Annotated in this window: 18 protein-coding genes; 12 read left to right on the top strand and 6 right to left on the bottom strand. The window is 67.6% G+C overall.

Translation table 11 applies throughout. The features are described 5' to 3' along the window. Positions 1 to 21: 21 nt before the first annotated feature. Positions 22 to 477, top strand: a complete 456-nt coding sequence (locus ACIOU8_RS08655) for a nucleoside deaminase (RefSeq protein WP_400788158.1) — start codon at positions 22 to 24, stop codon at positions 475 to 477. A 21-nt stretch (positions 478 to 498) separates the two neighbouring features. On the opposite strand, the gene ACIOU8_RS08660 is transcribed toward ACIOU8_RS08655, so the two are convergent. Continuing rightward, positions 499 to 1470, bottom strand: coding sequence for a cation diffusion facilitator family transporter (locus ACIOU8_RS08660; protein ID WP_400788160.1), 972 nt, complete (start codon positions 1468 to 1470; stop codon positions 499 to 501). Positions 1471 to 1529: 59 nt separating this feature from the next. Between ACIOU8_RS08660 and proC the strand changes: the two genes are divergently transcribed. After that, the gene (proC, locus tag ACIOU8_RS08665) at positions 1530 to 2369 is read left to right on the top strand and encodes a pyrroline-5-carboxylate reductase (protein ID WP_400788162.1); all 840 of its coding nucleotides are present in this window, start codon (positions 1530 to 1532) and stop codon (positions 2367 to 2369) included. 13 nt (positions 2370 to 2382) lie between these two features. On the opposite strand, the gene ACIOU8_RS08670 is transcribed toward proC, so the two are convergent. Both ACIOU8_RS08670 and ACIOU8_RS08675 read right to left on the bottom strand, forming a co-directional pair. After that, positions 2383 to 3054 carry a TrkA family potassium uptake protein gene (locus tag ACIOU8_RS08670; RefSeq protein ID WP_140036265.1) on the bottom strand — a complete coding sequence of 224 codons (672 nt, stop codon included), beginning with the start codon at positions 3052 to 3054 and terminating at the stop codon, positions 2383 to 2385. Further along, positions 3047 to 4459, bottom strand: a complete 1413-nt coding sequence (locus ACIOU8_RS08675) for a TrkH family potassium uptake protein (RefSeq protein WP_400788165.1) — start codon at positions 4457 to 4459, stop codon at positions 3047 to 3049. The genes ACIOU8_RS08670 and ACIOU8_RS08675 overlap by 8 nt, the downstream gene beginning before the upstream one ends. 117 nt (positions 4460 to 4576) lie before the next feature. On the opposite strand from ACIOU8_RS08675, the gene ACIOU8_RS08680 reads away from it, so the two are divergent. The 7 genes from ACIOU8_RS08680 (at position 4577) to ACIOU8_RS08710 (ending at position 7406) form a co-directional block, all read left to right on the top strand. Beyond that, entirely contained in the window at positions 4577 to 4993 is a 417-nt protein-coding gene (locus tag ACIOU8_RS08680; RefSeq protein WP_400788167.1) for an ArsR/SmtB family transcription factor, read from the top strand. Positions 4994 to 5345: 352 nt separating this feature from the next. After that, positions 5346 to 5537, top strand: a complete 192-nt coding sequence (locus ACIOU8_RS08685; RefSeq protein ID WP_042538977.1) for a helix-turn-helix domain-containing protein — start codon at positions 5346 to 5348, stop codon at positions 5535 to 5537. A 135-nt stretch (positions 5538 to 5672) separates the two neighbouring features. After that, a complete protein-coding gene (locus ACIOU8_RS08690) occupies positions 5673 to 5771 on the top strand; it encodes a 30S ribosomal protein bS22 (protein ID WP_003792170.1) in 99 nt (32 codons plus the stop codon). A gap of 81 nt (positions 5772 to 5852) precedes the next feature. Further along, on the top strand, positions 5853 to 6155 hold the full coding sequence (locus ACIOU8_RS08695; protein WP_400788169.1) for a rhodanese-like domain-containing protein: 303 nt from the start codon (positions 5853 to 5855) through the stop codon (positions 6153 to 6155). Next, positions 6152 to 6442 carry a glutaredoxin family protein gene (locus tag ACIOU8_RS08700; RefSeq protein WP_400788171.1) on the top strand — a complete coding sequence of 97 codons (291 nt, stop codon included), beginning with the start codon at positions 6152 to 6154 and terminating at the stop codon, positions 6440 to 6442. The genes ACIOU8_RS08695 and ACIOU8_RS08700 overlap by 4 nt, the downstream gene beginning before the upstream one ends. Continuing rightward, entirely contained in the window at positions 6439 to 6738 is a 300-nt protein-coding gene (locus ACIOU8_RS08705; protein WP_400788173.1) for a Dabb family protein, read from the top strand. Before ACIOU8_RS08700 ends, ACIOU8_RS08705 begins: the two co-directional genes overlap by 4 nt. A gap of 44 nt (positions 6739 to 6782) precedes the next feature. After that, positions 6783 to 7406, top strand: a complete 624-nt coding sequence (locus tag ACIOU8_RS08710; protein WP_400788175.1) for a 4'-phosphopantetheinyl transferase family protein — start codon at positions 6783 to 6785, stop codon at positions 7404 to 7406. 10 nt (positions 7407 to 7416) lie between these two features. On the opposite strand, the gene ACIOU8_RS08715 is transcribed toward ACIOU8_RS08710, so the two are convergent. Genes ACIOU8_RS08715 through ACIOU8_RS08725 form a run of 3 tightly spaced genes read right to left on the bottom strand, consistent with a single transcriptional unit; the run spans position 7417 to position 13125 of the window. Continuing rightward, entirely contained in the window at positions 7417 to 8724 is a 1308-nt protein-coding gene (locus tag ACIOU8_RS08715; RefSeq protein WP_400788177.1) for a M1 family metallopeptidase, read from the bottom strand. Continuing rightward, positions 8721 to 12638 (bottom strand): Pls/PosA family non-ribosomal peptide synthetase, encoded by a 3918-nt coding sequence (locus ACIOU8_RS08720; RefSeq protein ID WP_400788179.1) that lies wholly within the window; start codon positions 12636 to 12638, stop codon positions 8721 to 8723. The genes ACIOU8_RS08715 and ACIOU8_RS08720 overlap by 4 nt, the downstream gene beginning before the upstream one ends. Before the next feature lies 1 nt (position 12639). Further along, positions 12640 to 13125: a hypothetical protein gene (locus ACIOU8_RS08725; RefSeq protein ID WP_400788181.1), complete on the bottom strand. Its 486-nt coding sequence runs from the start codon at positions 13123 to 13125 to the stop codon at positions 12640 to 12642. Between the two features lie 232 nt (positions 13126 to 13357). Here ACIOU8_RS08725 and ACIOU8_RS08730 point away from each other — a divergent pair, with 232 nt between their 5' ends. From ACIOU8_RS08730 to ACIOU8_RS08740, 3 genes are read left to right on the top strand one after another with little or no spacing between them, the layout of a single operon-like run. Continuing rightward, positions 13358 to 14173 carry a transporter substrate-binding domain-containing protein gene (locus ACIOU8_RS08730; RefSeq protein ID WP_400788183.1) on the top strand — a complete coding sequence of 272 codons (816 nt, stop codon included), beginning with the start codon at positions 13358 to 13360 and terminating at the stop codon, positions 14171 to 14173. A 34-nt stretch (positions 14174 to 14207) separates the two neighbouring features. Further along, entirely contained in the window at positions 14208 to 15005 is a 798-nt protein-coding gene (locus ACIOU8_RS08735) for an amino acid ABC transporter permease (RefSeq protein WP_400788185.1), read from the top strand. Continuing rightward, positions 15002 to 15757, top strand: coding sequence for an amino acid ABC transporter ATP-binding protein (locus tag ACIOU8_RS08740; RefSeq protein ID WP_400788188.1), 756 nt, complete (start codon positions 15002 to 15004; stop codon positions 15755 to 15757). The genes ACIOU8_RS08735 and ACIOU8_RS08740 overlap by 4 nt, the downstream gene beginning before the upstream one ends. Positions 15758 to 15829 lie beyond the last annotated feature (72 nt).

Consider the following 15829-nt stretch of genomic DNA (forward strand, 5'->3'; position numbering starts at 1 on the left):
CAGCTGTCGTAGGCTCGATCCATGACCGCCGCCGACCTCATCGCGATGCGCCGTGCGCTCGAGCTCGCGGATGACGCGGCGGCAGCGTCGGAGATCCCCGTCGGCGCGGTGGTGCTCGACGCCGAGGGGCGGATCGTCGCGGAAGGTCGCAACAACCGCGAGGCGACAGGCGACCCGACCGGGCACGCCGAAGTCGAGGCGCTGCGTGCCGCCGCGGCATCCGTCGGCACGTGGAACCTCGAAGGGCATACCCTCGTCGTCACGCTCGAGCCCTGCCTCATGTGCGCAGGAGCGATCCTGCAGGCGCGAATCGGCCGAGTCGTCTTCGGCGCCTGGGATGACAAGGCGGGGGCTGCCGGGTCGATGTACGACGTGCTGCGCGACCGTCGGCTGCCCTATCGCGCGGAGGTCATCGGCGGGATCGAGGCAGACGACGCCACGGCACTGCTGCGGGACTTCTTCGAGCAGCGTCGCTGACGGTCACCGACGCGGTGCGAGTCAGTCCGAGGACTTGAGCACGAACACGTCGGTCGACGGCTCCGGGTCGAGCGACGGCCGGTACACGTCGGGCTCGATGTAGACGACGCGGGCTGCCGGCACGGCCTCGCGGATGCGAGCCTCGATCGCGTCGATGTCGACGGCGGCCTCGCGCAGGGGCTTGTCGGCATTGAGCGCGATCTTCGCGGCCACCATCAGCTCGTCGGGTCCGAGGTAGAGCGTCTTCATGTGGATGATCTTCTCGATCTCGTCGCCCGCGTTGATCGCGTCGACGATGCGATCGTGATCCGCCTGGGTGGCGCCCTCGCCCACGAGCAGGCTCTTGGTCTCGACTCCGAGCACGATCGCGATGACCACGAGCAGGATGCCGATCATCAGGGTGCCGAGTGCGTCGTACAGCGGGTTGCCGGTGATCACGGTCAGGCCGACGCCGAGCAGTGCGAAGGTGAGACCGGTCAGCGCTCCGACATCCTCGAGAAGCACGACGGGCAGCTCTGGTGCCTTCGCGCGGCGGACGAACGACACCCACGACTGGCCCGTGTCGCGCACGAGGTTGCTCTCCTTGACGGCCGTGCGCAGAGAGAAGGACTCGAGGCCGATCGCGACGACGAGCACGACAATCGGCAGCCACCACCAGGTCTTGTCGAGCTCATGGGGATGGGTGAGCTTGTCGATCGCCTCGTAGATCGCGAACAGGCCACCGACCGAGAACAGGATGATCGACACGACGAAGGCGTAGACGTAGCGTTCCCGGCCGTAGCCGAACGGGTGAGATCGGTCGGCCCCGCGCTTCGCCTTGCGCCCACCCACCATGAGCAGCAGCTGGTTGCCTGAGTCGGCGACCGAGTGGATCGCCTCGGCGAGCATCGATGCTGACCCCGAGAGCGCCCACGCGAGGGCCTTCGCCAGGGCGATGCCCAGGTTCGCCAGGAACGCCGCGAGAATGGCCTTGCCGCCGCCGGATGCACTCATGCGTCGAGTCTAGATCCGCCTCTTCGCTGACGCCGGTATGCCCGCCGTAGGATGACGACATGGCTGACTCTCTTCCCGCTCTCGCGTTCCTCGGTGCCGGTTCGATGGGCGGCGCGATCCTCCGTGGTGTGGTCGCATCCGGGATCCTCGTCGACGGAGGCATCACCGCGACGAACCGCTCATCCGAGAAGGCGGCGTCCCTCGCCGGCCTCGACGGCGTCACGAGCATCGCGCTCTCCGAGACGCCCGACGGCAACGCGCAGGCGGCTCAGTCTGCTCGGATCGTCTTGGTGGGCGTGAAGCCGGCGATGGTCCCCGATCTGCTGCGCGAGATCGCTCCCGCACTCGCCGACGATGCGATCGTGGTGAGTCTCGCGGCCGGGGTCACGCTGCAGACCTTCGCTGACAACCTCGGCGCCGACGTCCGTGTGATCCGCTCGATGCCGAACACCCCGTCGACCGTCGGCAAGGGCGTCACGGGCCTCGCGGCGGGGGCGGCCGCGTCCGCCGACGACCTTGCTCTCGTGCACCGTCTCTTCGCGACTGTGGGGGCAGTCGTCGAGGTTCCGGAGTCGCAGATCGACGCGCTGTCGACGATCTCGGGGTCGGGGCCCGCCTACGTCTACCTGCTCATCGAGGAGCTCACGAAGGCCGCCATCGGCATGGGCTTCAGCAAGAGCGATGCGCGGGTGATGGTGGAGCAGACGTTCATCGGAGCGACCGCTCTGCTCGACGCGTCGGTGGAGGAGCCGTCGGAGCTCCGTCGCCGGGTCACGAGCCCGAAGGGCACCACCGAGCGAGCCGTCGCGGTGCTGCAGGAGGCGCACCTCGACCGGACGTTCGCGGAAGCCGCGGATGCGGCGCTCGCCCGGGCGAAAGAGCTGGCGGCCGGCGGCTGAGCGGGGACGCCGCTCAGCGGTCGAGTGCGGCGAATCGCTCGATGTCGCTGTTGGTTCCCGAGACGATGATGAGGTCGTGGTTCGTGACGATCGTGTTCGCCTCGGCGTAGCGGAACGGCTTGCCGGGGCTCTTCACGCCGACAACGGTGACCTTGTACTTGCTGCGCACCCCGGATTCGTTCAGTCCGACGCCGCGGATGAACTTCGGCGGGTACATCTTCGCGAGGACGAAGTCGTCGTCGAAGCGGATGAAGTCGAGCATCCGGCCGGAGACGAGGTGGGCGACACGCTCGCCGGCTTCACGCTCGGGGTAGATGACGTGGTTGGCACCCACGCGGGCGAGGATCTTGCCGTGCGACTGCGAGACGGCCTTCGCCCAGATCTGCGGCACCTTGAGGTCGACGAGGTTCGCGGTGATCAGCACCGACGCTTCGATCGACGAACCGACGGCGACGACGGCGACCTGGAAGTCCTGAGCGCCGATCTGACGCAGCGCGTCGATGTTCTTCGCGTCGGACTGCACGGTGTGGGTGACGCGGTCCGACCACTTCTGCACGAGCTCGAGGTTCGCGTCGATGGCCAGCACTTCGCGATCGAGGCGATCGAGCTCGCCGGCACACGCGGCACCGAACCGGCCGAGGCCGATGACGAGGACGGGAGCATCGCTCCGGAGTACTTCAACCAACGATCGGCCTTTCCACGGGCAGTGAGTAGTACTGCGTTCGCGATGTCGCGGCGACGGCCGCGGCGAGAGTCACTGTACCAATGCGTCCCATGAAGATGGTCGCGGCCATGACGTAGGTGGCCGAATCCGGGAGGGACTCCGTCAAGCCCGTGGACAGGCCCACTGTGCCGAAGGCCGAGATCACATCGAAGAGCACGTGACTGATGTCGGCCTTGGTGATCTGCGCGATGATGATCGTCGACAGCGCGACGATGGTCGCGCCCCAGGCGACGACGCTGAGCGCGACGCGCTGCACGTCGCTCGGGATGCGGCGGCCGAAGGCCTCGACGGACTGGCGTCCCTTCGCCTCGGACCACACGGCGATCGCGAGCACCGCGAGCGTGGTGACCTTGATGCCTCCGGCGGTGGACGCCGACCCGCCGCCGACGAACATGAGCATCGAGCCCGCGACCAGCGAGGACCCGTTCAGCCCGCCCACGTCGACCACCGAGAACCCACCGGAACGCGTCATGACCGAGAGGAAGAAGGCCTGGAATGTCGTGTCGACGGCATCCATCGAACCGAAGGTGCGCGGGTTCTCGTACTCGAGGACGAGGAAGACGATCGCACCCAGGAGGATGAGAAGCGACGTCGTGATGAGGGTGAGCTTCGTGTGCAGAGACCACTTCTTCACGTGCCAGACGTGCTTGGCGAGCGTGTAGATCACCGGGAATCCGATGCTCCCGAGGAAGACGCTGATCATGAGCACCGTCAGCACGAAGTAGTCGTCAGCGAAGACGCCGACCCCGCCGGGGTTGGGTGAGAACCCCGTGTTGGTGAACGACATGGCTGCGTAGTACGGCGCTTCCCACAGTGCGACGAGAGGGTCGATCTTCGCCATCACGAGACCCGGGTACAGCAGCAGTGCGACGACTCCCTCGATGACGAGGGTGGACAGCGCGACGGTGCGCAGCAGCTGGCCGACCTCTCCCAGCCGCACGGTCTGGCTCTCGTTGACGACACCGCCGTGGGCCCGCAGCGGATTGGTGTCTCCCGCGGCGAGGAGTTTCGCGCGCAGCCCGAGCTTGCGTGAGACCACCATTCCCATCAGCGAGGCGAGGGTGAGCACACCCATGCCACCGATGTTGACGCCGACGAAGATGACGACATTGCCGAACGGAGACCAGTGCGAGGCCATGTCGACGGTGACGAGGCCGGTGACGCAGATCGTCGAGACCGCGGTGAACAGGGCGTCGCTGAGCGGCGTCACAGTTCCCGAGGCCGAGGCGATCGGCAACGAGAGCAGAGTGGTGAAGACCAGGATGAGTGTCGCGAAGATGACGATCGCGAATCTCGAAGGCGACGAGGTGATCATGTGCCGGAGGAATCGCCCGATACCGCGCAGCGCCATCGGAGCAGAGGGCATCGATCCGATGCTCGACATCATCCGCCTTTCTGATCGGCGCCACACGCCCGCACGCCGAGGAGGTCTCGCCGAGCCTTCGTCATGGTACTCCGTGCCGGGGACGACTACCCTGATCACATGACGGACATCTTCGACGTGATCGCAGACGGTACGAGGCGAGACATCCTCCAGCTCCTCCTGCGACGCACCACCGAAGGGGACGCCGGCACGAGCGTGAGCCATATCGTCGCCGACCTCGGCATCAGCCAGCCCACCGTCTCGAAGCATCTGAAGGTTCTCCGTGAGGCAGAACTGGTCAGCGTGCGCGAAGACGGCCAGCGCCGCTTCTACAGCCTCGCTGTCGAGCCGCTGGAGGTCGTCGACGACTGGCTCGTCCCATTCCTCATGGATGCCTACGGCGATGACGCGCCGGACATCGCCTACCCCGGGCAGCCGCTTCCCGACGGCGCAGCACACGCCGCAGAGGTCGTCGGTCGTGCGGCGGCATCTGCGAAGCACGTCGTCGCCAACGCGTTCAAGCGCTTCGGCGGCTGACACCCCCGTCGCACGTCGCCCCCGATGACAACGGGGGGCCTGTCATCGGGGGCGTGGCCGCGGGCCCCAGCCCGCGTGGACTCGGACGGTGCCATCGTGAGTCGTGGGTTCAGCATCCCAGTGCAGCCTGAGCACTTCCGGCATACGTCCTATGTCTGCGCTGTGATGCGCCTGTTCTCTCGGGCGTGCGCGACGTGAGCATGGCGACACTCTCGTCCTCGTCCTCGTCCCGGGCGTACGGCGACTTCAGGACCTCGTTCGGTGATCCTCACTGATCACATAGGCCACATGGGTTTACACGTGTCCCAGATTCGCCCTAGAGTGTGCACAAATCGAGAAAGGGGTACGTGGGATGCCCGAGGTTCCAGATGTCCGGTTCCTTACGGTGGCTGAGGTCGCCGAACTCATGCGCGTGTCGAAGATGACCGTCTATCGAATGGTGCACGCTGGGGAGCTGCCAGCCATTCGCTTCGGTCGGAGTTTCCGGGTTCCGGAATCTGCGGTGGCCGATGCTCTGCAGCGACCGATAGCCGACGTCGGCTGACACTCTCGGCTCGGTCTCCTGAGCGCGTGCAGCAAGAGCTCCACGGTTTGATAGACTGATCCGAGGCATTTTTCCGTGCCCGTACCCGGGTGTCCGTCACCGACGACACCCAGCCACTGACTTAGTGAGGTTTCCGTGGGTTCTGTCATCAAGAAGCGCCGCAAGCGCATGGCGAAGAAGAAGCACCGCAAGCTGCTTCGTAAGACTCGCCACCAGCGTCGCAACAAGAAGTAAGCGACCAGACACGAGCGCCTGTCTCCGGACGGGCGCTTTGTGTCTCTGCCCCCGGTTTCCCACTCGTCGCAGGAGCATGCCATGAAGTCGATCACCGTCACAGAACTCGCCGAGCGTTCGAGCACTCCGCTCATCGATGTCCGCGAGGTCGATGAGTACGCCGCCGGACACGTCCCCGGCGCGGTCAACATCCCGATGTCCGAGATCGGCAACCGTCTCGAAGAGCTTCCTGCAGAGTCGTTCGATGTGATCTGCCAGGCCGGCGGACGCTCCGCGCGCGTCGTCGAGGCGCTCGAGGCCCGCGGATACGATGCGACCAACGTCGAGGGCGGAACGGGCGAGTGGATCGCTCAGGGTCGCGATGTCGAGGTGCCGTCGGCGTGACCACGCTGACTCTCATCGGCAAGCCCGACTGCCACCTCTGCGACGTCGCGTCCGAGATCATCGACTCCGTGGTCGCAGAACTCCCCGACGCGGCTGCCGAGCGCATCGAGATCGTCGAGGCGTCGATCAACGACGACCCCGCACTCTACGAGCTGTGGTGGGAGAAGATTCCGGTCGTCCTCATCGACGGAGAGCTGCATGCGCACTGGCGACTGTCGGCCGACCGACTGCGCGATGCTCTCGAATCCGCCGTGCAGCACGACGCACTGAAGAAGGAAGCACGATGATCCGTCACGTCGTCACCTGGAAGCTCGCCGCAGAAGATGCAGCGACGCGCTCCGAGCAGGCAGCTGAAGTCGCCCGCAGGCTGAACGCACTCAACGGCGTCGTGCCGCAGCTTCGCTCGATCTCTGCGGGCGCGAACGTGGCGTATCCCGACGCGAACTGGGAAGTCACCCTCGTTGCGGATGTCGATTCGATCGAAGCCCTCGAGGAGTACCAGGTGCACCCGGCTCACGAAGAGGTCGTGGCGTACGTGCGCTCGGTGGTCGCGTCGCGCGTGGCCGTCGACTTCGAGGTCTGAGCCGCCGGTCTGCAGCTGTCGATCCGACGGGAGCAGACGCATTCATGGGCGAGGTCACCTGGCGCGACGTGACGGTCGTGTGGGCGCGGCCCTCCGACCTTCAGGGGTTCACCGAGACCGACGTCGCCGCGATGGGGCAGGGGCAGTTCGACCGGTTCCGCCAGCTGACCGGCAGCCGGGCCCAGGGGTTTCTGGCGGGGCGAGCGCTGATCCGCGAACTCGTGCGCAGGATCCGACACTCCGACGAGGTTCGGCTCTCCAGCCGCTGCGCCCGATGCGGCGCGGATCATGGCCGCCCACGCTCCGCCGGCGTCTCGCTCAGTGTGAGCCACGCCGAGGGGCTGGTCGTGGTAGCGGCCACTGCGGGGTCGATCCTGCTGGGCGTCGACGTCGAGCGGGCGGCAGCCGACACCCGCCTCGACGGATTGAGGCCGATGTTCCCTGACGGAAGAGCTCCGGATCTCGCGGCGTGGACGCGCATCGAATCGGCCGTCAAGGCGGACGGTCGCGGTTTCGAGATCGAGCCGTCTGATGTACTCCTGCAGGCGAGCGACCATGACGCGGATCCGCGTGTGTGGTCGGCACTGCTCCCAGGGCGCCTGAAGCCTCTCGATGTCACGACGCTCGTCGGGCCGCCCGGGTACGTGCTGAGCGTCGCCGTCGGCTGATTCTCCGCCGTCAGCGCTGGGCCCGAGCAGCAGGCAGCGCGGGCAGTGGGAGCTCGTCTATCCAGCTCCGGACGAGGGCGCGCGCCTGGCCGTCGGCGATCTCGTCGACCAGGCCGAGGAAGTCATCGCTGGTCACCGCGAGTCGAGCGAAGCGCGTCGTCCACTCGCGCGTCAGAGCGAAGAACCGCTCGTCGCCGATCGTCAGACGCAGAGCGTGGAGAGTGAGCGCGCCGCGCTTGTACACGCGGTCGTCGAACATGTCGTTCGGGCCGGGATCCGAGAGCACGAGATCCTGGGGGAGGATTCGCAGGCTGGCGTGATGCATCAGGGCATTCGTATGAGCGGTGGGCCCTCCCGCGGCCTCGGACCACAGCCACTCCGAATAGCACGCGTATCCCTCGTTCAGCCAGATGTCCTGCCAGCGGGCGACGCCGACGCTGTTGCCGAACCACTGGTGCGCGAGCTCGTGCGCGATCAGCCGCTCGCTTCCGCCCAGGCCGTCGACGTGGTTCGCTCCGAAGATCGCCATGCCCTGAGCTTCGAGCGGGATCTCGAGGACGTCGGGGGTGACGACGACCTTGTACGACTCGTAGGGGTAGGGGCCGAAGGCCTCGACGAACGTCTCCATCATCTGCGGCAGTGCGGCGAAATCGGAGCGCACACGCGATGCGAGCGCCCGGGGGTGGAACAGGCGCCCCGGTGTCGCGCCGAGGTCGACCCTGTCGTCGTCGTACTGACCGAGCTGCACTGTCATCAGATACGTGGCTGTGGGCACCGGCTGGTCGAAGGTCCAGCGCGTGCGGCCCCGCTGCGTCGACCGAGTGGCTGCGCCGCCGCTCACGACGGTGTACTCGGGGTCGGCCGTGAACTGCAGACGGTAGGTCGCCTTGTCGGAGGGGATGTCGTTGCAGGGGAACCAGGTGGGAGCGCCGGTGGGTTGCGACGCGACCAGCACGCCGTCTTCGAGCTCCTCCCAGCCGAGGAGTCCCCAGCGGGTGCGGCGAGGCGACGGGGCGCCCGAGTACTCGACGGTGACGGTGAGTTCCTGCCCGCTCGCGCGCTCGCCGCCGAAGGTCACCTTGAGCCGCCGGTCGTCCTGACGGAACGATGCTGCTCGGTCGCCGCTCACACGCACCTTCGTGGCCTTGAGCCCGACGAGGTCGAAGGACACGTGCTTGGCCGACTCCAGCATCCGCAGCCGGATCGTCGCGATGCCCGTGAGGCGGTTCGTCGTCACGCGGTAGTCGATGGCGAGGTCGTAGTGCAGCACGCCGTAGCGCCGATCGCCGCTGTGCGGCGTGTAGGGATCGACGTTCACGCGTTCGACGCCTGGTATGAGCGCACCTTGACGGCACGCCACGGGCCGATGGGGTTGCCACTCCATCGGCTGCCGACCGGCACGAACTCGCCGCGCATCACGAGCGATGCAGGGCCGACCGTCGCATCCGCTCCGATCGTCGCCGCGGGGAGGATCACGCTGTGCGGCCCGAGGGTCGCACCGTTCTCGAGGGTCACTGCGTCGATGCTCATCACTCGATCATGGAACAGATGCGTCTGAACCACACATCCGCGGTTCACCGTGGCGCCGTCGCCGAGTGTCACGAGATCGGGCTCGGGCAGCCAGTAGCTGTCGGTCCACACGCCCCGACCGATCTTGGCCCCGAGCGTGCGCAGCCAGATGGCGAGAGCGGGCGTGCCGGAAGCCGCGTTCGCGAACCAGGGGGCGGCGACCATCTCGGTGAAGGTGTCGGACACCTCGGTGCGCCAGACGAAGCTCGACCAGAGCGGATGTTCTCCGGCGCGGATCGGCCCGACGATGATCCATTTCGCGGCTGTCGTGATGAGGGCGGCGATCGCGCCGGCGGCGAGCATCACGACGCTCGACAGCGCGACCGCCCATCCGAGCCCCCATGCGTCGACCACAGCGGCGAGCGTGAGCATCACGGTGAGACCGATCGCAGAGGTCACGAACACCGGGATGATGCGGCCCAGCTCCCAGAGCGCTCGCGCGACGCGCAGACCGGTGCGGGGGCGATAGGTGCGCTCGAGGTCGGAGTCGTTGACCACCCGACGCAGTCGAGCGGCGGGCGAGCCCAACCACGACGACCCGGCCTTCGCCTTGGGCGGTGCGACGGACAGCACGGCCACCAGGCCGTCTCGGGGCACATTGTGCCCGCCGGCCGCCATACCGGAGTTGCCGAGGAACGCGCGCTTGCCTATCCGCGCAGTGCCCAGCCGCATCCACCCGCCTTGCAGCTCGTAGGTGGCGACCATGGTGTCGTCTGCGAGGAACGCGCCGTCGGCGATGGTCGTGAGCTTCGGGATGAGCAGCACCGTCGAGGCCTCGACATCGCGACCGACGTCGGCACCGAGGGCGCGCAGCCAGAACGGGGTGAAGCTGCTGGAGTACAGCGGGAAGAGGAAGGTGCGAGCCGAGTCGAGCAGGCGTTCGGTCGTCCACGCCTGCCAGGCGACGCGGGAGCGCACCGGATACACCCCCTCGCTCAGGCCGACCCCGAGCACGCGCACGAGAAGCAGCACGAGGGCGGCGAAGGCCGCGCCCGCGAGCAGCACCGCGGGGACGAGCAGCGCCAGGATGCCGGGGATCGCGGCGGCGAGGGAGTCAGCTCCGCGGATGCCGAGTGCCACCACCCATGCCCCTGCTGCCAGCGACACGACAGGCAACAGGCCGAGGAACGCGGAGGACGCGGCGTAGGCCCAGAGCCAGCGCGTGCGGCTCGGCGGGCGACCGGCTGCGAACGGCTTCGAGACACCGCCGACGCGGGCTGCCGGGGACCCGGCCCAGCGCTGCCCTGAGCGCACGCGCCCGAACACGGCCGAACCGGGTGCGATCTCGGCGCCGCGGCCGATCTTCGTGCCCGGGGCGAGGGTGCTGCGTGCGCCGATCGTCGAGTCGGCGCCGATGCGGATGCCGCCGATGCGCACGGTGTCGCCGTCGATCCAGTACCCGGTGAGGTCGACCTCGGGCTCGATCGATGCCCCGGCCCCGATGTCGAGCATGCCGGTGATCGGGGGCACCGTGTGCAGATCGACGTCCTTGTGGATGCGGGCGCCGAGTGCTCTGGCGTAGTAGACGACCCAGGGCGCGCCGGCGAGGCCCACCGGGTCGACCTGCTGCGCGATCTGCTCGGCGAGCCACAGGCGCAGATGCACGCCGCCGCCTCGCGGGTAGTCGCCGGGTCGGAGCCCGGCGAGCAGCAGGCGGGCGGCGACGGCGGCGATGGTCATCTTGCCCAGCGGGGTCACGAAGATCACCAGGCCGACGACGATCGTCCACAGCGGAACGTCGGGAAGGAACTCGAATCCGGGGGACAGGCGCAGGATCCAGCTCGCGGTGAGCAGGAAGAGCAGCCAGCGGATGCCGGTGAACACGAACAGCGGCAACCCGGCGATCGTCTGCACCCACTGCATCCGCCGCGGCGTCGGTGCCTGCTGGCTGAAGATCCGTTCCGCGGTGTCCTCATCGTCGGCCTCGTCGTCGACGGCATCGGCCATCTGCCGCAGCCGCGGCAGATCGTAGACGTCGGTCATCGTGAACTCGGGCGCGCGGGTGCGCAGGCGCGAGACCAGCTGGGCGGCAGCGAGGGAGCCGCCGCCGAGCTGGAAGAAGTCGGCGTCCTCATCGCTCGGGCGGATGCCGAGCACGGCGAACCACTGCTCGGCGAGCCAGGCGGCAGTGCCGGAGAGGGAGGATTCGCCCTCATCACCGGAATCGAGGGGCCACGGGAGCGCCGCCTTGTCGACCTTGCCCGACGTGCGGACGGGCAGATCATCGACGGTCGCGAGCACGGGGATCAGAGGAGCAGGGAGAGTGTCGGCGAGCTCGCCGCGCGCCACCTGCCTGTCGAAGCCCTCGTCGGGGACCACGTATCCGACGAGGATCGGCATGCCCGCCTCGGTCTTCTGCACGACCACGGTCGCCGCCGAGACGGAGCTCAGCCCCTGCAGCGCCGCCTCGACCTCGCCGAGCTCGATGCGACGACCGCCGATCTTGACCTGGTCGTCGGCGCGGCCCTGGAAGATCAGACCCTCGGGCTCGACGCGCACGACGTCGCCGGAGCGATAGGCGCGGTCCCAGCCGAGCGTCGGCATCGGAGCGTACTTCTCAGCATCCTTGGCCGGGTCGAGATAGCGGGCGAGGCCCACGCCGCCGATGATGAGCTCACCCGCTTCGCCGTCGGCGACGCGCTGACCTTCTGCATCGACCACGGCCAGCGACCAGCCGTCCAGGGGCAGGCCGATGCGCACCGGACCTGTGCCGTCCATCAGAGAGGCGCACGCGACGACGGTGGCCTCGGTCGGCCCGTACGTGTTCCAGACCTCGCGCCCATCCGAGGCCAGTCTCGCGACCAGCTCCGGTGGGCAGGCCTCGCCGCCGAAGATCAGTAGGCGTACGTTCTCGATCGCATCCTGGGGCCACAGTGCAGCGAGAGTGGGCACCGTCGAGACGACGGTGATGCCGTGCCCGAGCAGCCAGGGCCCGAGATCCTCACCCGACCGGACCAGCGCTCTCGGTGCCGGCACGAGACACGCGCCGTGACCCCATGCGAGCCACATCTCCTCGCACGATGCGTCGAAGGCGACCGAGAGCCCCGCGAGCACGCGGTCACCAGGGCCGAGCGGGGCACCCTGCAGGAACAGGCGCGCCTCGGCGTCGACGAACGCTGCTGCGGAACGATGCGAGACGGCGACGCCCTTGGGCACCCCGGTCGAGCCGGACGTGAAGATGATCCAGGCGTCGTCGTCGACCGTCGGCGGGGCGACGACGGGCACCGCCGAGGTGCTCGGGTGCGGTGTCGCGCTGGCGAACAGCGACCTCGCGTCTGAAGAATCCGCGGGCAGGTAGCCCGCATCGGTGATCATGCCGACGATCCGTGCCTCGCGGAAGACGAGATCGGCGCGCTCCTGGGGGTCGTCCGCGTCGACCGGGACGTATGCCGCGCCGGCCGCCATCGCACCGAGGATCGCGATGTAGAGATCGCGGCGACCGGACGTCATCCTGATGCCGACGCGATCGCCCTGACTCACGCCGTGCTCTCTCAGCACGGCAGCCGTGCGCCACACGTGCGCGAGAAGCTCCGCGTAGCTCAGGGCGCCGTCGGCGTCTTCGACCGCCGATGCATCGGGATGCTGCTCGGTGGTGTCCCGGAGGATGTCGATCAGTGTGCGCGGGAGTGGCGCCTCGGCACCGCGGTCGAGCGCCTCCTGCACGTCAGTTCGCAAGGAGGTCGAGCAACGCGGCCTTCGACAGTCGCGAGTAGCCGGTGCGGCCCTCGGCGCGGGCACGGGCCCGGAGCTCGACGACCGTGAGATCGCTCAATTCGGACGCGGGGACCGACGCCGGTGCGGCGGGCTTCTTCGCGTCGGACTTCTTCGCGTCCTTCTTCGGTGCCGACTGCTTCGCGTCCTTCTTGGCGACCTTCTTCTTGTCCGTCTTCTTCGGAGCCTGCAGACGCGCCGTGGCCTCCTGAAGCCGCTCGGTGGCGGCGGTGGCCGACTTCGCGACCTTCTTCGGCCGGTCGGCGATCTTCTTCTTCGACGCGTTCGAGGCATCCTTCGCGTCCTCGACGAGGGGCTTGAGCTTCTTGGCAGCCTTCTTCGGAAGGGTCTTGATCAGCTTCTTCGCGTCCTTCGCGGCGTCCTTGGCGGCATCGAGCGCTGCCTCGGCGTTTCGCTGGGCGGGGGTCTTCTTGGCCATGGTCGGTCCTCCTGTACGACCCGAGCGCGTCCGCGCGGGTGTTGGCACAGAGGATACTCAGGCAAGGTGAACAATCGGTGCTGCGCCGGTCGCGAGCCATGTCATATCCCGTCACACTTGCAACACAAATGTGATCCGCAGAAGGCGGCCGACGACCGGTTCGGCCGGGTGGTGCATGTTTAGATGTTCTCCTACCCGTGGGCAACCACTCCCTCATCGTTCAGGAGCTGACATGCGCCGTCGCAACATCATCGCCGGGATCGCGCTCGCCGCGACCGCCACTCTCGCCCTCGCCGGCTGCGCGACGGGCAGCGGAGACGCAGGCTCGGGCGAGCCCGCGGCCGGCGACGAGTACGGCCTCATCGAGGCGGGCACGCTGACGGTGTGCTCCGACATCCCCTACGCTCCGTTCGAGTTCGAGGGCGGCGACAACGGCACCGGCTACACCGGCTTCGACATCGATCTGCTCGACGCGATCGCCACGGAGCTCGACCTCGAGCTCGCAGTGCAGGACGTCGGATTCGACGCACTGCAGTCGGGCACCACGCTCGCCGCCGGTCAGTGCGACATCGGCGCATCGGCGATGACCATCACCGACGAGCGCAAGGCGAACATCGACTTCTCCGAGCCGTACTACGAGTCGCTGCAGTCGCTGCTGGTGCGCACCGACTCGGGCATCGAGTCGATCGACGACCTCTCAGGCAAGAACGTCGGCGTGCAGCAGGGCACCACGGGCGAGGCATACGCGACCGAGAACGCCGAGGGCGCCCAGCTCGTGCAGTACCCGTCGGACGGTGAGCTGTGGCCCGCGATGCAGGCCGGCCAGATCGACGCGATCCTGCAGGACCAGCCGGTGAACCTCGAGCACGAGAAGGCCGACAGTGCCTACAAGATCGTCGAGGAGTACGAGACCGGCGAGTCCTACGGCTTCGCGTACGCGAAGGGCGAGAAGGATGCGCTGCGCGAGGCGATCGACGGTGCGCTGCAGGACCTGCGCGACAGCGGCGACTACCAGACGATCTACGACACCTACTTCACCGCGAAGTAATCGGCGAGCGACGTAGGACAGGGAGACCTTGACAATGGCGTTGAGGCGCACCACGAAGAGCAAGCTGTACAGGTACACCGTCTATGCGGTGCTGATCGCGGTTGCCGTCTGGCTGATCGTCAGCACCGACTGGGCGCGCATCGCGCAGCTGTACTTCAACCCCGAGGTCGCAGCCGAGATGCTCCCGGGCATCATCACGACGGCGCTCGTCAACACACTGTGGTTCACGGCGGTCGCGTTCGCGGGAGGTCTGCTGCTCGGCATCCTGCTGGCGCTCATGAAGCTGTCGAGCATCGGGCCCTTCCGGTGGCTCGCGACGGCATGGATCGAGCTGTTCCGCGGGCTTCCCGCGATCCTCACGATCTTCGCCATCGCCTTCATCCTGCCGATCGGACTCGGCGTGCCGGGAACCAAGCTCGGCGGCCCGGTCGTGCTCGGACTGATCGGTCTGATCCTGGTGGCGTCGGCGTACATGGCCGAGACGATCCGCGCGGGTATCCAGGCAGTGCCGAAGGGGCAGACCGAAGCGGCACGCTCGCTCGGCATGTCGCCCATGAAGACGACGTTCTGGATCGTCGTGCCACAGGGGTTCCGCATCATCATCCCGCCGCTGACCAACGAGTTCGTGCTCCTGCTGAAGGACACCTCACTCCTCTTCGTCGCGGGGTCCTACATCTGGTCGAAGGAGCTCACGAACTTCGCCCGCGATGCGAGCACGCAGAACGCGAACGGAACGCCGCTGATCATGGCGGCGGCCCTCTACCTGATCGTGACGATCCCCCTCACGCGCTTCAGCGCGTACCTGGAACGAAGGATGTCGAGGCAGCGATGATCACCGATCTGATTGACGTCCACGCGCCGGCGATCGACCTGCAGGGGCTCGTGAAGAGCTTCGGCGACAACGAGGTGCTCAAAGGCATCGACCTCACCGTCGCGAAGGGCGAGGTCGTCTGCATCATCGGCCCGTCGGGCTCCGGCAAGTCGACGCTGCTGCGCTCGGTGAATCTGCTCGAAGAGCCCACCGGCGGCAAGGTGCTCATCGAGGGCATCGACATCACCGACGTCGATGTCGACATCGACCGGGTGCGCACGCGCATCGGCATGGTGTTCCAGAGCTTCAACCTGTTCCCCCACCTCGATGTGATGGGCAACCTCATGATCGCGCAGCAGCGCGTGAAGAAGCGGTCGAAGGCCGAGGCCGAGAGAGTCGCGAAAGAGATGCTCGGTCGCGTCGGACTCTCCGAGAAGGCAGACGCCTTTCCCGGGCACCTGTCAGGCGGTCAGCAGCAGCGCGTCGCGATCGCGCGTGCGCTGTGCATGAACCCCGACATGATGCTGTTCGACGAGCCGACCTCGGCGCTCGATCCCGAGCTCGTGGGCGAGGTGCTGCAGGTGATGCGCTCGCTCGCCGATGAGGGGATGACCATGCTGGTCGTCACGCACGAGATGGGCTTCGCTCGCGAGGTCGGGTCGCGCCTGATCTTCATGGACGGCGGACACATCGTCGAAGAGGGCGACCCGCGCGAGGTGCTCGGCAACCCCCAGCATCCGCGTACTCAGGACTTCCTGGCGCGCGTGCTCTGATCCTCGGATCACCCGCGCATTCGGAGACCCCCTCCCGCTGATCCAGCAGGAGAGGGTCTCTGTATGCGCGTC

The sequence above is a fragment of the Microbacterium sp. NPDC087589 genome (genome assembly GCF_044743635.1).
GTDB lineage: Bacteria > Actinomycetota > Actinomycetes > Actinomycetales > Microbacteriaceae > Microbacterium.